The sequence below is a fragment of the Methylosinus sp. C49 genome, from assembly GCF_009936375.1.
Taxonomy (GTDB): domain Bacteria; phylum Pseudomonadota; class Alphaproteobacteria; order Rhizobiales; family Beijerinckiaceae; genus Methylosinus.
Window position 1 is genome coordinate 2,907,306 of sequence record NZ_AP022332.1, and the last position, 17,712, is coordinate 2,925,017.

Genomic DNA, 17,712 nt, shown 5'->3' on the forward strand with positions numbered 1-17,712 from the left:
CCGGCCCCTTGTTTGAAACTTTTCCAAGGGAGCCGGCGCCTGCGACGATTTGTCTTTAGAATTTGGCGCGCGCCTCGAACAGCACGGTGCGGCCGGGCGCGACCTGCGTGAAGGGCGTCGCCGTCTGATAGAAGGCGTCGTAATAGGTGCGGTCGAACATATTCATGACCGAGACCTTGAGCGTGATATTTTCGGTGACCTTGCCTTCCAGGAAGGCGTCGAAGCGCCAATAGGAGGGCAGCACGGTCGGCACATTCACGAAGGGATTGGCCGCCGTCGGCGCGGGCCAACCCGTCGTGCCGTTCACCGCCGTCGCGCCATTGGCGATGATATTGTTGCCGCCGTAGATTTTCGAGCGATAAACCGCCTGTCCGCCGAATTCGAGTCGATCCGCCTCGAGGCCGAAGAGATCGCCGAACTTGTATTTGCTCAGCAGGCTGAAGGATTCATGCGCGATATTGGCGAGCGGCAGGCCGACATTGGTGACGATCTGCGAGTGCTTGACCTTCGACTCCATGATGACGACGCCGCCGGTCACACTCCATTTGTCGGTGATATTGCCGGCGATCTCTATGTCCGCGCCTTGCACATAATATTCGGCGTCGCCCGTCGTCACCGAGCCGTTCACCTCACGCGCGCCGGTCACATCGGTGCGGAACAGCGCCGCCGTGGCGAGCAGATGGCGGTCGAAAAGCTCCCATTTCGCGCCAATTTCCTTGGCGTAATTGCGCTGCGGCGGGAAGATCTGCACGGCGGTGGTGAGACCGCCGTAATTGGCCGCGCCGCCGTCGAGCTCGGCGCCGACAGGATTGGCCGAGGTCGCATAGGCCGCGTAGAGGCTCACCTCCGGCAGCGGCTTCAGCACGAGGCCGAAATTATAGTTCACCAGCGCCGAGTGATTGGCCGCGAAGGTCGTATAGGCCTCGTTGCGATTGGTGATGGTATAATCGTCGAAGCGCACGCCGGCGTTGGCGATGACGATGTCTTCGTAGTTGGCCGTCTCGATGAGATAGCCGGCCTTGGTGTCCACAGCGACGCGCGTCACATTCTGATTGCGCGTCGGCGTGTTGAGAAACGGCAGAGAATTGCAGGGCAGATAGAGATTGCACACGAGCGCGCCGCCGACGGCGCCTCCGTTCAGCTCCGACGAAAGATTGGTGTAATTGGTTCGCGTCAGCCATTCCCGGCTGTATTCGGCGCCGAGCACGACTTCATGCTTCACCGGGCCAGTGGCGAATTTGTAATTTATATCGGTCTGGCTCGCGAGCGTGTTGGTCACTTGATAGCGGCTCTGCGCGCCTATGTTCACCGTGCCCGCAGCCCAGTTCGCGCTCTGCGTCAGCGTGCCGATGTAATCGACCATCGAGCGGCTCTGCCGCAGACGGCTGGTGATCGTCAGATCGTCGCTGACGCGATATTCGCCGGTGAAGGTGCCGAAGTCCTGGCGGTATTTCTGGAAGTCGCGATTGAGCAGCCCATACCAGGTGTTGCGCGAGGTGACGCCTTCCGCATAAGGCCGATTGGTCGCGCGGTTATAGGGAATGCCGAAGTCCGGCAGGCCGCTCTGGTAGGAATGCGTGTAATTGGCCGTGAGAGTGAAATTCTCGATCGGCTTGAAGACGACGGAGCCCGAAACGCCGTCGCGATCATCGACGACATAATTGCGTCCCGCGACATTGGCGTCTTGGAACAGGCCATTCACGCGCACGGCGAGAATCGGGCTGATCGCCTTGTTGACGTCGATCTGCACGCGCTTGGAGTTGTCCGACGGACCGCCGGTGAACTTCATATCATAGAAGTCCTGCTCCTTGGCCGTCTTGGTGACGATATTCAACGCGCCTCCGGCGGTGCCCCGGCCGGCGAAGCTGGAGCCGGGACCGCGCAAGATTTCCACCTGCTCCGTGTAGAAATTCTCGCGCAAGCTGACGCCCGGATCGCGCACGCCGTCGACGAATATGTCGTTGCGGGCGTCGAAGCCGCGGATGAAGAAGCGATCGCCGAAGGCGTTGCCGCCCTCGCCCGAGCCGAGCGTGACGCCGGCCGTGCTGCGCGCGATTTCCTTCAGCGTGAAGGCGTTCTTGTCTTCGAGCACTTCCTTGGTGAGCACGGTCACGGTGCGCGGCGTGTTCAACAGCGGCTGGGTGAATTTGTTGGACGACAGCCGATCGGCCTTATAGGGCGCCTTGGGATCGGCATAGGGATTGGCGTCGGCCGGCGCGGAGCCGCCCCCTGCCCCCGCCTGCGCGCTCTGGGCGCCTTGCGCCCCGGCTTGCGGAGCGGCGGGCTGCGTCGAGGGAGCGCGCGTCGCACGGCGCGGCTTGGCGGCCTGATGGGCGGCGGGCGCCGCATGAACAACCGGCTTGGGCTTCTCCTTCGGAGCGTCGACGCGGACCGCCGGCAGAGGCTGCGTGGCCTCCTGCGCTGTCGCGACGCCGACGCCCGCAGCCAGCAGAGCCGCGGCTCCCAACAGTTTCGCGGACGGGCCGTCGATGCGCGAGACCGACGCGGATGACCCGCGCCGCAGGCTGCGCAGAGAAAACGGCGCTTTGATGTTGTTCATTCTGTCCTGCCCCCGTGGAATCAAGTCCGGCAAAGCCGGTAAGATGATCCACTATGCGTATTTTCCGCAGGAGGCAGGGTCAATCGAAGGATGCGTAGACTGGAAATATTACAAGAACCAAATTCTTGAAAGTCTTGAAATAAAAGCTTCCTGTCACGTTGCTGACATTGTTCGAAAGAGACTTATTGGAAATATTCCAAGTTAAAGCCGCGCGGATTTAGCAGCTCCGTTCGTCATACATCTGATGCGCCTCATCGCCTTTTGCTCGCGGGGCGACCCGCCGAGCCATCGCCCGCGTTTTTCGTCGCCCGCGCTCGGCTCGACATCGAAAAGCTCATTTGCCTTCGATCGTCTTGCGCGCCTCGTCGCGCAGCAGACGGCGAGAATCGTCGCGGATATAGGACATGTGTCCGCCGGGCACGGTCACGAGCCGCACGCGAGAGGTCTCGCCGAAGGCGGGCAGCTGATCGATGAGCAGCTTGCTCGCGTAATAGGGCGTCACCAGATCGGCGAGCCCATGGGCGACGAGCACCTTCAAGCGCGCGTCGAGCGCGAGCTCGTCGCGCAGCGTCGAGACCGACTCCGCATTGGCGCGGCCGCCGCGGCCGAAGTCCCAATCGCGCGCGACCTTGTGATTGAGAATCTCATAGCGCGCGTCGCCGATCGGCCATTGCAGCTTCTCGATCGTCACCCGCGTCATGGCGGCGCCGAGCGGCGCGGCGAGCGCGTCGAGCACCGGATCGGACCAATCGCTCTCGCGCGAGAAGGGCCGCGGATCGAAGCCCGTCACCGCGCCGTCATAGGCGCTGGAGACGAGATGCGAGGCGCGCAGACGATCGCGCAGAAAGGTCTTCAGCGCGACGCGGCCGCCCTCCTCCGTCACGATCCGCGATTCGAGCCCGGTGAAGCGAGCGACATTGGCGTCGAGCCGCTCCAGCGCCTCCTTGTCGCGCGGACCTTTGAGCAGATCGACGAGAAAATCGCCGGAGGCGTAGGCTTCGACATCGGCGAGCTCGGCGCGCTGCTTGGCGTCGCGCGCCACCGCCGCATAGGACGGCAGGCGGCCCGCCAACGACAGGAGATTGCGCGGGCTGTTCAGCCAGGCGAAATCCAGCGCCGGCGAGATCAGCACCAGCCCTTCGACGCCTATGCTCTCGCGCTCACGCAGCGCATGAGCGAGCTCGACAGCGCGAAAGCCGCCATAGCTCTCGCCGACCAGAAACTTCGGCGAGGCGATGCGCCGATGCGTCGCCAGCCATTTGCGCACCACGACTGCGAGCGCCTCGGCGTCGCCCTGCGCGGAGAGGAAATGCTTTCGCGTCTCCTCATTGTCGGTGAGAAATTTGCTGTAGCCCGTGCCCGGCGGATCGATGAAGACGAGATCGACGAAAGGCAGCCAGCTCTCCGCATTGTCCACGACGACGGGCGGCGCAGAGGGCGACAGCGGCCCCGCGCCCAGCGACAGGCGCCAGGGCGAGATTCCGCCGAGGCCGAGCCAGGCGGAAGCCGCGCCCGGTCCGCCATTGAAGACGAAGGCGATGGGCCGGGCCGCCGCATCGACGTCGGAGCGCTCATAGGAGACGAAAGCCACATCGACGCGCGGCGCGCCGCTCTGGGCGTCGCGCAGCCGCACTGCGCCGGCGCGGGAGAGGAAGACCAGCTTCTCGCCGCGAATCGACATGGAATGCGTGGTCGCGACCTCGGTCGGAAGGCCTTGCGATGGGTCAGCCGCCTCCTCGCTCTCCTTTTTCTGCGCCGCGGGCGGCGCGGCGAGGCTCGAGGAGCCGGCGAGACAAAGAGCCAGCGCGAGCGCAATCCAGGCTTTGGAAATCATGTCACGACCTTTCATTCCACGATGTGAGAACAGATAGCGCCGCGCTCGAGCGCGGCGAAGGGCGATGGAACCATCTCCAGCGGCAAGAATTGTCATCCGATCCTGCGGCGTTCGCAAATAGACGCGCCCCAGCAGAGGAGAAGAAAGATGGAATGGAACCAGATCCAAGGCAATTGGAAGCAGGCTACGGGCAAGATCAAAGAGAAATGGGGCGACTTGACCGATGACGATCTGACCAGGATCCAGGGCAAGCGCGACCAATTCGAAGGCGAATTGCAGAAACGCTACGGGAAAAGCAAGGAAGCCGTTCAAAAAGACGTGGATGAATGGCTGAAGACGCTCCACTGAGCGACGCCTCTCCGCTGCGCTCCCAGGGGAGAGACAAAAGCGGCGGCCGGTTCTCCGGCCGCCGCCGATTGCGTCAGCGCGGCAAAACCGCCCAATAGTCGAGATCGAGCAGCACGTCAGGATGCGGCTTGCCTTCGGCCGTCGTCAGCGGGAAATCCGCCGGCGGGTGGTCCTTGGCGGCGACGAGCCGCAGGCGCAGCGCGCCAATGTCCGAGCGACCGGGAATTTCGGCCTTGTCCAGCACTTCCGACCAGGCGAAGACGGTGCCGCCGGCGAACAGCGGATTGACATGGCGCCCGCCATTCACCGCGGCGATATGGAAGGCGTTCTCGAGACCGTTGAAAGAGAGCGCGCGGGCGAGCGAGATCACATGCCCGCCATAGATGATGCGCTTTCCAAAGCGCCCTTGCGCCTCGTAATATTGATTGAAATGGACCTTGGAATTGTTCTGGTAGAGGCGCGTCGCGATTTGATGCTCGGCCTCCTCCACGGTCATTCCGTCGATATGGTCGATCTTCTCGCCCACTTCGTAATCGCCCCAAAAATAGGGCGAGCCGGCCAAATCCTTGTCATAGGCGGCGACGTTGATCGCTGGCACGGCCTTGCCGAGATCGGCGGGGGCGACGGATTTCGGCAGCGTCGGCACGACTTCCGGCCCGACGGGGGCGTCCTTGTCGCGCTTCTTCACCATCACCCAGCGGGCGTAGTCGAGCACCGTCTCGCCGCGCTGATTCTTGCCGGTGGAGCGCACATAGACGACGCCGGTCTCCTTATTGGAGTTCTCCTTGAGGCCGATGACCTCGGAGCTCGCCGTCAGCGTGTCGCCCGGATAGACGGGCGCGAGAAATTTGAAATCGGCATAGCCGAGATTGGCGATGGCGTTCAGAGAGACATCCGGCACGGTCTTGCCGAGCACGAAATGGAAGACGAGAATATCGTCGATCGGCGCTTCTCTATAGCCGATCGCCTGGGCGAAGGCCGCCGAGGATTGGACGGCGAAGCGCGGCAGATAGAGCGCCGTGTAGAGCGCGACGTCGCCCGCCGTCACCGTGCGCGGCGCGGCGTGGCGGATCACCTGACCCAGCGAGAAATCCTCGAAAAAATTTCCGACCTTCGACTTGCTCATGCCTCAACCATTTCTTGTCGCGCCGGTCTTCTCCAGCGCTGCGAGGAGCCGTGCGGGATCTCCCGCGATGAAGAGCTTTTTCAGCCGCGCCGTGTGACCGGATGCGATCGACACGGATCTGCGCGGCGCGCCGATCGTCTCGGCGACGAGATCGACCAGCGCGTCATTGGCGCGCCCGTCCTCGGGCGCCGCCCGCACCCTGGCCTTGAGCACCGCCCGGCCGTCGGCGAGACGCTCGACGCCTTCGACCGCGTCGCGGCCGCCCTTGGGCGTCAGCCGAACCCAGAGGGCGACGCCGTCGCCCTCCGCGCTCCAGGCCGCGGCCTCCGCCATGTCAGCCCATGCCGCCGAGCTGGCCAGCGACGAGATTGCGCAGGAATTGCAGCGCGAGCAGCAGGATGATCGGCGAGATGTCCATTCCGCCGAGGCTCGGCAGCACGCTGCGAATCGGCCGCAGCACCGGCTCGGTCAGCGCATTCAGCGCGTTCCACAGCGAGTAGACGACGCGCGATCGGGTGTTCACCACATCGAAGGCGATGAGCCAGGACATGACCGCCATTGCGATGACGACCCACCAATAGAGATCGATGATCGTGAAGATGAGATTGGCCACGGCATATTGCATCGTTGCGCTTTCCAACGGTCGAATTCGTGAGAATTCTCTATCCTTCCTGCTCCGCCGCCGCAATCCCCGCGCGCCTCCGGCGCGGCCGTGACTCGCCCGGCCTCGCGGCCCCGAGCCGGCGCAGCGGGCAAGCTGCTGCTCAGCCGTCGGGAGCAGGCATTTCGGATGGAGGAACGATTTCGACGCGGAGCGGATTGACAGCCGGATAGGCGCCGAAGTATCCAGCGCCTCGGAGCGGGGCTGTAGCTCAGATGGGAGAGCGCTGCAATCGCACTGCAGAGGTCGGGGGTTCGAATCCCCCCAGCTCCACCAGGCCGAATTCGGCCGCCCGCTCGTCTCTTCCCACCTAGACCGTCACGCCCGAGAAGTCGGGACGCGCTCGTCGAAGCGGCGACGTGGGAAAGCCGCTCTGAACAGCATTATGATGAGATTGAGCAGGACGAGCCCGACGAGCAGCGTCAGCGCCCAATCGCCTATGCTCGCTGCGGCGGGCGTCTGCAGCACCGAGTTGAGCGCGGTTTCACCCTTCGCCCATACACAGCTCACCGCCTCGCAAAATGTCATCGACGCCAGCGGCTGTTCGCAGGACTCCATGATACGGCTCCCGATTTCGCGTGTATCGCACTGCAATTAGCGGCGCTGCGGACGACTTCAATCCCACATTCGATTGGGCCGCGGCGTGGACGTCTGGACGGCGCCGCGCCCACCAAGTGATTCGCACGAAAAAGTAGAGATATGTCGCGCCGCTTCTATCGCCGCGTGCGGTAGAGTAACAAATTTGTTACCGCGGCGGCATTTTCGCTCGACATCGGCTAAGTATTCGCCCACTCTACCCGTGTTCGGAATTTCCGTTCATCCTGGGAAAACTCGGAGCCGGCCGACCGATTCGGACGAACGATCGTCCGACGGAAGTCGTTTCGCCCCCATCGACGCCGGAGACCCATGCGCCGCATCGTCCGCCCTTTCGTCAAGGAATTCAAATCTCGCTCCGCCAAGACGGCGGCGGGTCGCCTCGGCCCGCTCGACGAAGCCGCGCCCGAGCCCAAGCCTGCTTTTCTCGATCTCGCGACCTTCGCGCCGCGCGTCGTCGAGCGCGAGGCGCAGCATGACGACAGCTATGAAGCCGCGATGAAGGCGGCCGATCTCGTCTTCGGCAAGAAGATCGAGCCCGTGACTGCGGAGGCCGCGCCTGGCCCAACGACGACCGGCCGCGTGCTGCCAAGCCTCATAGAAACCGTCGCGCCGCAGCCGGAGCCAGAGGAGCCGGTCCGCCGCGGTCGCGGCCGTCCGCGCGGCGTGAAGAAAGCCGTCGAGCCGAAGATCGAGGCCGAGATCGCAGCTGCGGCGCCGGCGCGCGCGCGCCCCGGCCGTCCGCGTAAGATCGCTGAAGCGGCTCCGGCGCCTGCGCCACGCCGCGCGCCCACGGCGGCGGCCATTGTCGCGGCGCCGATCGCCGTGCCCGTCGCTGTGGAGAGGCCGGTCGCCGTCGAGAGGCTCGTCGCCCTGGACAGCGAGCCAAAAGGCCGCCGCGTCCGCCGCCCCATTCAGCTGCGCTGGGTCCTCGACAAAGAGCTGCGCGCCGGCGAAAGGTGGAAGCGTCGCCTTCCCGAGGCCGCTCGCTGACCGGTTCCGAGCGCCGTCTTTCGGCAAGACGGCGCTAACCTTCGCCTGCGCCATTCGCTCAAAATCCTTGCTCCTCGGGCCGATCGGCGTCATATACGGAGAGCGATGACGGACGCTCAAGAAACCACGCTGATCGAGGCCTTGAAGAAGGTCGATGCGCATGGCGACATCGCGCCGCCGCATGTGCAGGATCCTATGACCATGGCGCTGCGCCAGCGCGCCATAGCGGCCGATCTCATGCGGTGGGACGATAGTCGCGGCCGCTATGTGCTCACCGGCACCGGCCGCAGCCGCATCAGCGCCCGCAATCGCGCCCCCGGCGCGGTGCTGCGCTTCCGCCGCCGCGACGAGAGCGACGGCGCCCCGCAGCGCAAGGCCGACTGAGGCGCGACCGCCTCCGCCTACTTCCCCTTCCCGAAGCTTCCGTTTTTCGCGTCGGCCACGGCCGCGTGATATTTCTTCGTGATCTGCGCCAGATCGACGCGCGTCGGCGGCAGCTTCAGCCCCATCTCGTCCAGCGTGTCGACGACGATGCGCGAGATGACGAGATCGCGAAACCATTTGTGATTCGACGGAACCACGAACCAGGGCGCCTGCTTCGTGCTGGTGCGCGACAGCGCCTCCTCATAGGCCTCCACATATTGCGGCCAATATTCGCGCTCCGTGTAGTCGCTCTCGCTGATCTTCCAATTGCGCGCCGGATCGTCGAGCCGCTGCTTGAAGCGCGCGAGCTGCTCCTCCGGGCTGATGTGCAGATAGAATTTCAAAATTTTCACATTGCCGTCGCGCGTCAGCAGATGCTCGAACTCGTTGATCTCGTCATAGCGCTTCGACCAGATGTCCCGCGGAACGAGCTTGTGCACGCGCACGACGAGAACATCCTCGTAATGCGAGCGATTGAAGATGACGACGCCGCCCTTGGCCGGCGCATGGGCGTGGATGCGCCAGAGAAAATCATGCTCATGCTCGATCGGCGTCGGCTGCTTGAAGCAGGCGACGGAGACGCCCTGCGGATTCATGCCGGAGAACAAATGGCGGATGGTGCCGTCCTTGCCGGCGGCGTCGAGCCCCTGCAGCACGATGAGCAGCGCCTGCGAGCCGTCGGCGTAGAGCAGATATTGCAGCTTGGCCATGCGCTCGACATGGTCCTTGATCTTGGGCAGCGCCTCCTCATGGGACTTGTGCTTGCCCGTGTCCGAGGGGTCGTAATTGGAGAGGCGGAGCTTTCCGCCCGGCTCGACCCCGTATTTCTCGCGCCAATCCATCGGCTCTTTCCTCTCAATTGGACTTTTGGGCCGCGAGCGCGAGCCCGCCGGCGAGCGGCCGCTCGACGGTGGCGACGCTCTTCTCCTGCCGTTTCATGCGATGGTCCACGACGCGCGCCACGATCTTGCGCACCAGGCCGAGGACGAACATGAAGGCGATGCAATAGGCCCAGACGATGCCGATGAGCCGCGGCGAGATCGGCGGCACGAGCCAGCCGAAATAGCACATTGCGGCGGCGAGAATCTGCGTCGCCACGATCGCGAAGAGAAGCTTCCACGCCGGAAAAGGCGGCATGAAGAACCAGCGCCGCGTGCGCGCGACCAGCAGCAGCAGATGGCCGCCGACGACCAGCTGCAGGAACATCATCGTCTGCAATTGCTGCGGCGTGAACAGCTGCATGGCCTCTTTCAGCGGCTCATGCGCTAGAGCGCGAACGCCGATGAGCAGCAGCCCGAAGGATTCGATGACGCAGACGAGGCCGAGCATGGTCGCGATCGCCAGCAATCGCGGCATGCGCCAGCGTATCGGCCGCGGCTCCACCGGCGTGTTGTCATAGGCGATGGTCATGATCGGCGCATCGTCGAGCAGCGACATGACGACGATCATCGCCGCGGTGAGCGGCGTGAAGCCGAGGAACACGCTCGACAGCACGACGACGAACATGATGTCGATCGTCAGCGCCACACGATAGGTGGTGTAGCTCTCTATGCGTCCGAAGATGCGCCGCGCCTCGTCTATGGCGCTGGAGATGACGGACAGGCCCGGCGCGGTGAGAATCAGCGCCGCGGCGCCGCGGGCGGCGTCGGTGGCGCCGGAGACGGCGATTCCGCAATCGGCCTGCTTCAGCGCCGGCGCGTCATTGACGCCGTCGCCCGTCATCGCGACGAGATGGCCGCGCTGCTGCAAGGCCTTCACGATCGCATATTTATGCTCGGGAAACACGCGCGCGAAGCCGTCCGCCCGCTCGATCGCGTCGACGACATCGACGGAAAGATGATTGGGGTCGAGATCTTTCGGGAAGATATCGGCGGCTGCGACGATGTGATCGCCGAGGCCGAGCTGGCGCGCCGTCTCTATGGCGATCGCCGTGTCGTCGCCCGTCACCATCTTCACCACCACGCCCTTGGCGCGCGCGGCGGCGATGGTCGCCTTGGAATCGGCGCGCGGCGGATCGAACATGGGCAGGACGCCGAGCAGCTGGAAGCTGGCGCCATCGTCCTCCGATCGCGCCACGGCCAGCGAGCGCGAGCCCTTCTCCGCCAGCTCGGCGACGATGCTCTTCACGCGCTGCGCCACGCTGGCGTCGGGATGGACGAGATCGACGATCGCCTGCGGCGCGCCTTTGGAGACGATGATCGATTTACCGCGCGCGTCCGTGACCATCGCCTGCGTGCGCTTGCTCACCGGATCGAAGGGCGTGAATTTCGTCATCGAATAGGCTTTGAGCGCATCCTTGTCCTTCAGCGCGTCGATGCAGGCGGTGTCTATGGCGTCGCGATCCTCGAGCTTGGAAGCGAGCGCGGCGGCGAGGATGCAATCCTGCGCATCTTTGGAATCGAAAAGGATCGGCTCGCTCAAGGTCAGCTGATTCTTGGTGAGCGTGCCGGTCTTGTCGGAGCACAGAATATCGACGCCCGCCATCTCCTCTATCGCCGAGAGCTTGGACACGATCGCCTTTTCCTTGGACAGCGCGAGCGCGCCGAGCGCCATCGTCACCGAGAACACCGCCGGCATGGCCACTGGAATGGAGGCGACCATCAGCACCAGCACGAATTGCAGAATGGAGAGGGCGTCCGCCATGCTCCAGTCGTCGGCGACGACGAGATCGCGATAGACCTTCACCGCGACGAGAACCACCGCGAGCGCGACAGCGACGACGATGAGAAAATCGCCGATCTCGAACATGGCCTTTTGCGCATGGCTCGCGGCGCCCGCGCCGGCGACGAGGCTCGCCGTGCGGCCGAAAAATGTGTTGCCGCCCGTCGCCGTGACGACGCCGATCATCTCGCCCTGCTTCACTATGCTGCCGGAATAGGCCACATCGCCGACCTTCTTGCCGACCGGCAGAGATTCGCCCGTCAGCGCGGCTTGGTCGATCGAGGCGTAATCGCCGGCGACGAGCCGCAGATCGGCGGGAACGACCACGCCGAGCCTTATCTTCACAATGTCGCCGGGCGCCAGCTCGGCCGCGGGCTTGGCGCTCCAATCGCCGTCGCGCAGCACCGTGGCCTCGGGCGCGAGGCCTTTCTTCAACGCCGCCAGCGCGTTGGAGGCCTTGCGATCCTGCCAGAACTCGAGCCCCGCATTGAACAGCAGCAGAGCGAGAATAATGGCGAAATCATTCCAATGGCCGATCAGCGCGGAGACGATCGCCGCCGCCTCGATCATATAGGCCATGGGTCCGGCGAAATAGCCGACGACCTTGCGCCACAAGGGAATGCGCTTCTCCGGGAGCGCATTGAGGCCATAGGCTTTCAGCCTTCGGCGCGCCTCCTCCGGCGAAAGCCCGCGCTTGGGATCGACGCCGAGCCGCGTGAGAACCTCCTCCAGCGGCATCTTGCTGTAGTCGGCCGCCGCCGGAGGAACGTCTGCGGCATGCGTCGGGCGCGTCCTGGTCGTCAGCGACATGGCTGGTCTCTTGTTGGGATAGCCTCTCGAGGGCGCGCCCGCGACGGCGAGCGCCCTGCTCACATAGAGCCGCACGCGCCCGGAAATAGTCTCCCTTTCATGGTGAATCGCGCGAGGCGCGGCGACATTGACAAGCCGGCGCCCCTCGCCCAAGAGGACGTTCGCCCCCAAGAGGACGATCGCCGGCGGGGGCCGCAGATCGAGAATTGGATCGCATTTGACGAAGCAGGCAATCGCGCTCCTTCCGCAAAAGGACGTCGCCATAGAGAATGGCCGCTTCTTCGCCCTCTCGAAGGAGCCCTGGCTGCGCGTGGAGGGCGATTTCGGCGCGCGTCGTTTCGTCGAGATCGTCTTTCGGGCGAGCCTGCTGGACGATCCTGTGCGGCCGGTGCTGCGCTTCGTGACCAAAGATCGCGTCATCGATCGCATTCTTCCCGGCCCCGTGGCCGGCGCCGGCGTCTGGATCGGCGCCCTGCCCCGCGACGCGCGCGCGATTCTCATCAGTCCCACCAACAGGCCCGGCGCTTTCGGCTTTGCGATCGAGAGCCTGCGGCCTGTCGGCCTCTTCGAGGCGCTCGCCCGGGTCTGGCGCCGCAAGCCGGCGAAGCTCTGGTCCTATTTCCTGCCCACGCTCTTCGGCTATCGCGCGGAGGCCGAGAATGCGATCGATTGGGCGAGCAATTTCGAGCCGCTCGACGCATTCGAAAATTGGCGCGCGCGCCGCGCCCGTCCTTTCGAGCCGACGGGCCTCGATGCGCCGCGCGGCGCGCCGGACAGAGCGCCGCGCTTCGCGATTCTCCTCTCCGGCGCGGAGGCGACGCAAGACCAATGGGCGCGCACGCTCGCCTCGATCGAACGGCAATCCTATCCCTCGCCCGCGCGTCTCGCGCGCAGCGAGGCCGAGTTCCTTCCTCTGCTCGCGGAGGCGGATTTCGTCGCGCATCTGCGCGCGGGCGATGAATTGGCCGTTCACGCCTTCGCCGCTCTCGCCGAGCAGATCGCGCGCGCGCCGCAGACGAAGCTGATCTACGCCGACGAGCTGCTGCGCACGGCGCATGGGTTGCAGCCGCGCTTCACGCCGGATTGGAGCCCGACGCTGGCGGCGGCGCGCCCCTATTTCGGCCGCTGCGCCTTCTATGCAGCCGCGACTCTCGCCGCAGAATCGATCGAAGCCGCGATGCGCGCCGCGCCTTTCCGCCTCGCTCGTGAGGAGATCGCGCATCTGCGCCGCTGGCTGCTCACACGCGACGAAGACTCAGAGCCGCCGCCGGTCGTCGCGCCGCCGGCGCCCGCAGAGCCGGCGCGGATCGTCTCCATCATCGTACTGACGCGCGACCGCGCCGATCTGCTCGGTCCCTGCGTCGAGAGCATTTTGCGCCTCTCGACGCATCCGTCCTTCGAGCTCGTCATCGTCGACAACGGTAGCCGCGAGGCGAAGACTTTCGCCATTTTCGACAAGGCGAAGAAAGACCCACGCGTGCGCCTGCTGTCGCGCCCAGAGCCGTTCAATTTCGCGCGCCTCAACAATGACGCCGCTCGCACGGCGCGCGGCGAGGTGATCCTCTTCCTCAACAATGACACGGTGGTCGTCAGCCCGGACTGGCTGGAGACGCTGGCGCGCAGGGCCATGGCGCCGCAGACGGGCGCCGTCGGCGCGCTGCTGCTCTATCCCGACGGCCGCATCCAGCATGCCGGCGTCACCATAGGGCTCGGACAGGACGCTGGCCATTTCGGCGCGCTGGTCGCGCCGCAGACGCCATCATGGCTCGGCCGCGCCGCCCTCGCGCATGAGAGCTCCGCCGTCACCGCCGCCTGCATGGCGGTGGAGCGCCGCAAGTTCGACGCGGTCGGCGGTTTCGACGAGATCAATCTGCCGATCGAGTTCAACGACACTGATCTCTGCTTGCGCCTCGCCGAACGCGGCTGGACGTCGCTGTACGAGCCGGCCGCGCGGCTGTTGCATTATGAATCGGCGTCACGCGGCTCGGCCAAGTTTCGCCCGATGAGCGTCTATGCGAAAGAGCGCGACTATTTCCGGGACCGCTGGCGCGACGTCATTCGCGACGATCCCTTTTATCATCCCGCAATGTCGCTCTACGCGCGCCATCCGGCGCTCTGGTGAGCGGCGCGCCCTGAAGAAGTGAAGATGACGCGCCCGATCGTCTATGACGCGACACATCTCGTCTCGCTCGGAACGGCGTCGGGCGCGGCCGGCATCGGGCGCCTCGACCTCGCCTTCGCGCGCCATTTCGCCGCGCATCCACGCCTTGCCTGCGGCGCGCATTACGGCGCGCGCGGCCCGCATGCGCTCGCACCCTCTCGCCTCTCTCGAATCGTCGCCGACGTCGGCGCCGCCTTCGCGCCAGACGATTCGACGGAGTGGACGCGGCTCCGCGGCTGGCTGCTCGGCGAGGAGCCTGCGCCCATCGCCACCGCCCCGGCGTCGCGCAGCGCCCTCGGCCAATTTCTCTGGCGCGCGCCGCTGCGTCTCGCCAATGACGGGCCGCGCGCGCTGCCGCCGGATGCGCTCTATTTGAACATTGCGCAGCACGCCTGCGAGTTTCCGCTGCTGTTTCGATGGCTGGAGCAACGGCCGGACATGCGCGCCGTCTTCTTCCTGCACGATCTTCTGCCGCTCGATCGGCCGGAGCTGTTCCGCCGTGGCTATGAGGCGCTGTTTCGCAGGCGAGTCGACACCATCCTGCGCCACGCCAATGCGCTGCTGACGACGAGCGAAGCCGTCGCCGAGCGCGTCGAGCGCGAGATCGCGCGCAAAGGCGCGCGCATTCCGATTCATGTCGAGCCGCCGCCATCGACGCAGGGCGAGGCCATGGTCGCACGGGACGAAGATCTGGCGCGCTGCGATTATTTCGTGCTCGTCTCGACGCTGGAGCCACGCAAGAATCACCTGATGCTGCTCAATCTCTGGCGCGCTCTGGCCGCTGGCCCACGGCCGGCGCCCAAGCTCGTCCTCGTCGGCGGACGCGGCTGGGAGAATGAGCAGATCGTCGACATGCTGAATCGCTGCGAGGCGCTCCGTCCCCATGTGCGCTGGACCAGCGACCTGCCCACGGCCGCGCTGCGCCATCTGCTTTCCAACGCCAATGCGCTGCTGATGCCGAGCTTCGCGGAGGGCTATGGCCTGCCGGTGGTCGAGGCGCTCTCGCTCGGAACGCCGGCCATCGTCTCCGACATTCCCGTGTTTCACGAGATCGCGCAGGAGCGCGCGCTGTTTCTGTCGCCCATAGACGGGCTCGGCTGGAAGCGCGCGATCGAGGATTTCTCGATGACGGACTCGCCCCGCCGTCTCGCCGCCATCGACGCCGCACGCCGCTTCGAGGCGCCGAATTGGCCCCGCTATTTCGAGCGTGTCGAGAGCTTTCTCGACAGTCTTTGATCTCAGCGCCAAAGCCGCCACGCCATCGCGCGAGAAATCCGACCGACCCCGCATCGTGACGTCGATAGACGCCGAGAAATGCAAAAAGCCCGGCGCAAGGCCGGGCTCCTCGTCTCTATTCGCTCGCCCCTATTGGGCGACCGCCAAATCAGTATTTGGCGACGACCGGAGCGGCGGCCGGGCTGAACAGGTTGAAGTGGTAGTTCACGCCGGCGCGAACGACATGGCCGTTGAAGCGAGCCGAGGTGGCGGTGGTGGCGACAGGAGCGGCGATGCCCGTGAAGCCGATCACGCCCGAGGTCGAGACAGTGCCGAGATCGTAATAGAGATATTCGACCTTGGCGCTCCACTTCGGCAGGAACAGCCACTCGACGCCGCCGCCGGCCGTCCAGCCCACGCGGGTGTCGGAGAAGGCGCTCGACGAGGTGCCGACGAGGCCGCCGACCGCCTGGAAGACGCTGCTGCTCAGATTGGCCTGGCCATAGGCGAGACCGCCCGTGCCGTAGACGAGCAGGGTGGGGGTGACCAGATAGCCGAGGCGGCCGCGGACGGTGCCGAGATAGTCGATCGACTTCGAAGCGCTGATCGTCGAGGTCAGCGGGCCGAAAGCCGCGACCGAGGAGACGCCGCTGTTGCTGCCGGCGACGCCCTGGATGTCGGCCTCGATGCCGGCGACGAAGACGTTAGAGAACTGATAGTTGTAGCCGATCTGGCCACCGCCGATGAAGCCGTCGATGCTGGTGCCGAGCACGCCCGAGCCGGCGATGCCGACGATCGGGTTGAAGGGGGCCAGCGAGCCGGAAGCCACCGTCACAGAGCTGCTCTCGTCCCAGGTGTAGCCCGCGTTCAAGCCGACATAGAAGCCGGTCCACATGGCCGGCGGCGGCGGCGGGGGCGGCAGCATGGGGGCGGCCTTCTTGGACGGCAGGTCGGCAGCCAACGCCGAGCCCGCGGAGACGGCCAGCGCGAGCGCGGTGGCGGCGAGCAAAGACTTTTTCATCATACGGCCCTCAGTTAGATTTATGGGTCTTCGATCCGCCGCCGCCGGAGCCTCCAGGGCCCCCAACGATCGATCGCCGACCGCGACAACCGGCCACCAGAGGTGCGCCGTCTGTGGTGAATAGCTACGGATCATTACGATTGTCGTCAACAAAGGCGGAGCCGTTGGGCGCCAAATCGGCGGATTTTGTCCAAGCCTGTGTCAATTGCGCAACAGTGCTGGAGCTCTTGCAAAAATAATTCGCGCGCAACACCGCCCTTGCCAATAATTTGCCGCTTTGGCATATCTCAACTCGCGCTCGCCGGAGCGCCGAGATTCGGATGCTTCGGCGAGCGCGCATCGAGCGCCTGCGGAGACGTGGCCGAGAGGCTGAAGGCGGCGGTTTGCTAAACCGTTATAGGGTTGTAAAGCCCTATCGAGGGTTCGAATCCCTCCGTCTCCGCCAGCGCCGCGGCGCCCCCTATCCCCACATCCCGATTCCGCCGATGGTTGCGCTCCGACGCGCGCTGGGGCTAGATGGTGATGATTGCGGCCCATCGGCGCGCCTTTGCTTTTCGTTTCACAGGTCGGATCGCCCATGCGTAGACTTTCCGCGGCGCTCGCGGTTTCGGCCGCGCTCGCCACGCCCGCTCTGGCGGAGCCGGCGATCGGCTCGGCCGCCACCATCGAGAAGGACGTGCGCGGCGAGATTGCCGAGCGCGCCGCCGCCAAGCTCACTGTGGGCGACGAGATTTTTGCGCAGGAGGTCCTGCTGACCGGCGCCGAAAGCCGCGGAAAATTCGTCTTCCAGGACCGCACCGATCTGCAGATCGGCCCCTCCTCGCGCGTCAAGCTCGATAATTTCGTCTATTCCGGCGAGAATGGCGTGACCTTCAGCGCCGCCAAGGGCGTGTTCCGCTTCGTCAGCGCGCCGGCCGGCCACAAGGACTATGTCGTGCGTACGCCCAATGCGACGATCGGCGTGCGCGGCACCGCTTTCGGCGTCCGCGTCGTCTTCGGCCGCACCGATGTGGTTCTCTACGACGGCGCCGTCGAGGTCTGTTCGATTCTCGGCGGCCTGTGCCGAACGCTCGCCTCCGCCTGCACCTTCGTCACCGTCACCGGCGATTTCGTCACCCAGCCGCAGCCGCTCGGCCGCGAAGATTGGAGCTTCGACGACAGCTGCGGCGGCGCCGGCCAGCGCGCCGCGCGGACCTATCGAGCCGGGCCGGTGTTCTATCCGGGCGCCGGCGGCCTCGCCTCGGGCGGCGGCGGAGTCGGACACCCGCTCGTCAGTCCGAACTGACCATTTCCCGTCTGCGCCTT

Annotated in this window: 15 protein-coding genes and 2 tRNA genes; 8 read left to right on the forward strand and 9 right to left on the reverse strand. The window is 65.3% G+C overall.

The genetic code is table 11. The annotated features are described in order from the left end of the window. Nucleotides 1-55: 55 nt before the first annotated feature. Together GYH34_RS13810 and GYH34_RS13815 are read right to left on the reverse strand one after the other, a co-directional pair. Nucleotides 56-2,560, reverse strand: a complete 2,505-nt coding sequence (locus GYH34_RS13810; RefSeq protein WP_161914074.1) for a TonB-dependent receptor — start codon at nt 2,558-2,560, stop codon at nt 56-58. A 334-nt stretch (nt 2,561-2,894) separates the two neighbouring features. Further along, the gene (locus GYH34_RS13815) at nt 2,895-4,394 is read right to left on the reverse strand and encodes an alpha/beta hydrolase (RefSeq protein WP_161914075.1); all 1,500 of its coding nucleotides are present in this window, start codon (nt 4,392-4,394) and stop codon (nt 2,895-2,897) included. Nucleotides 4,395-4,541: 147 nt separating this feature from the next. Here GYH34_RS13815 and GYH34_RS13820 point away from each other — a divergent pair, with 147 nt between their 5' ends. Beyond that, a complete protein-coding gene (locus GYH34_RS13820) occupies nt 4,542-4,742 on the forward strand; it encodes a CsbD family protein (protein WP_024879662.1) in 201 nt (66 codons plus the stop codon). A 73-nt stretch (nt 4,743-4,815) separates the two neighbouring features. On the opposite strand, the gene GYH34_RS13825 is transcribed toward GYH34_RS13820, so the two are convergent. From GYH34_RS13825 to GYH34_RS13835, 3 genes are read right to left on the reverse strand one after another with little or no spacing between them, the layout of a single operon-like run. Further along, nucleotides 4,816-5,868, reverse strand: a complete 1,053-nt coding sequence (locus GYH34_RS13825) for a MaoC family dehydratase (protein WP_161914076.1) — start codon at nt 5,866-5,868, stop codon at nt 4,816-4,818. 3 nt (nt 5,869-5,871) lie between these two features. Continuing rightward, a complete protein-coding gene (locus GYH34_RS13830; RefSeq protein ID WP_161914077.1) occupies nt 5,872-6,201 on the reverse strand; it encodes a DUF167 family protein in 330 nt (109 codons plus the stop codon). Between the two features lies 1 nt (nt 6,202). Continuing rightward, nucleotides 6,203-6,493 (reverse strand): YggT family protein, encoded by a 291-nt coding sequence (locus tag GYH34_RS13835; RefSeq protein WP_064032328.1) that lies wholly within the window; start codon nt 6,491-6,493, stop codon nt 6,203-6,205. A 236-nt stretch (nt 6,494-6,729) separates the two neighbouring features. On the opposite strand from GYH34_RS13835, the gene GYH34_RS13840 reads away from it, so the two are divergent. Beyond that, nucleotides 6,730-6,805 (forward strand) — tRNA-Ala (locus tag GYH34_RS13840). A gap of 42 nt (nt 6,806-6,847) precedes the next feature. Here GYH34_RS13840 and GYH34_RS13845 read toward each other — a convergent pair. Next, a complete protein-coding gene (locus GYH34_RS13845) occupies nt 6,848-7,087 on the reverse strand; it encodes a hypothetical protein (RefSeq protein ID WP_161914078.1) in 240 nt (79 codons plus the stop codon). 348 nt (nt 7,088-7,435) lie between these two features. On the opposite strand from GYH34_RS13845, the gene GYH34_RS13850 reads away from it, so the two are divergent. Both GYH34_RS13850 and GYH34_RS13855 read left to right on the forward strand, forming a co-directional pair. Then, nucleotides 7,436-8,116, forward strand: coding sequence for a hypothetical protein (locus GYH34_RS13850; RefSeq protein ID WP_161914079.1), 681 nt, complete (start codon nt 7,436-7,438; stop codon nt 8,114-8,116). A gap of 105 nt (nt 8,117-8,221) precedes the next feature. After that, nucleotides 8,222-8,500, forward strand: a complete 279-nt coding sequence (locus GYH34_RS13855) for a hypothetical protein (RefSeq protein WP_161914080.1) — start codon at nt 8,222-8,224, stop codon at nt 8,498-8,500. Nucleotides 8,501-8,517: 17 nt separating this feature from the next. Here the strand turns inward: GYH34_RS13855 and GYH34_RS13860 are convergent, their stop codons facing one another. Further along, nucleotides 8,518-9,381: a polyphosphate kinase 2 family protein gene (locus GYH34_RS13860; RefSeq protein ID WP_161914081.1), complete on the reverse strand. Its 864-nt coding sequence runs from the start codon at nt 9,379-9,381 to the stop codon at nt 8,518-8,520. Between the two features lie 13 nt (nt 9,382-9,394). Beyond that, entirely contained in the window at nt 9,395-12,010 is a 2,616-nt protein-coding gene (locus tag GYH34_RS13865; protein ID WP_161914082.1) for a plasma-membrane proton-efflux P-type ATPase, read from the reverse strand. 217 nt (nt 12,011-12,227) lie between these two features. Here GYH34_RS13865 and GYH34_RS13870 point away from each other — a divergent pair, with 217 nt between their 5' ends. Both GYH34_RS13870 and GYH34_RS13875 read left to right on the forward strand, forming a co-directional pair. Continuing rightward, on the forward strand, nt 12,228-14,132 hold the full coding sequence (locus tag GYH34_RS13870; RefSeq protein ID WP_161914083.1) for a glycosyltransferase family 2 protein: 1,905 nt from the start codon (nt 12,228-12,230) through the stop codon (nt 14,130-14,132). A 24-nt stretch (nt 14,133-14,156) separates the two neighbouring features. Next, the gene (locus tag GYH34_RS13875; RefSeq protein ID WP_161914084.1) at nt 14,157-15,407 is read left to right on the forward strand and encodes a glycosyltransferase family 1 protein; all 1,251 of its coding nucleotides are present in this window, start codon (nt 14,157-14,159) and stop codon (nt 15,405-15,407) included. A 148-nt stretch (nt 15,408-15,555) separates the two neighbouring features. On the opposite strand, the gene GYH34_RS13880 is transcribed toward GYH34_RS13875, so the two are convergent. Then, nucleotides 15,556-16,407 (reverse strand): outer membrane beta-barrel protein, encoded by an 852-nt coding sequence (locus GYH34_RS13880; RefSeq protein ID WP_174242457.1) that lies wholly within the window; start codon nt 16,405-16,407, stop codon nt 15,556-15,558. Between the two features lie 351 nt (nt 16,408-16,758). Between GYH34_RS13880 and GYH34_RS13885 the strand changes: the two genes are divergently transcribed. Both GYH34_RS13885 and GYH34_RS13890 read left to right on the forward strand, forming a co-directional pair. Further along, nucleotides 16,759-16,852 (forward strand) — tRNA-Ser (locus GYH34_RS13885). A 132-nt stretch (nt 16,853-16,984) separates the two neighbouring features. Further along, nucleotides 16,985-17,692 carry a FecR family protein gene (locus GYH34_RS13890; RefSeq protein ID WP_161914086.1) on the forward strand — a complete coding sequence of 236 codons (708 nt, stop codon included), beginning with the start codon at nt 16,985-16,987 and terminating at the stop codon, nt 17,690-17,692. Nucleotides 17,693-17,712 lie beyond the last annotated feature (20 nt).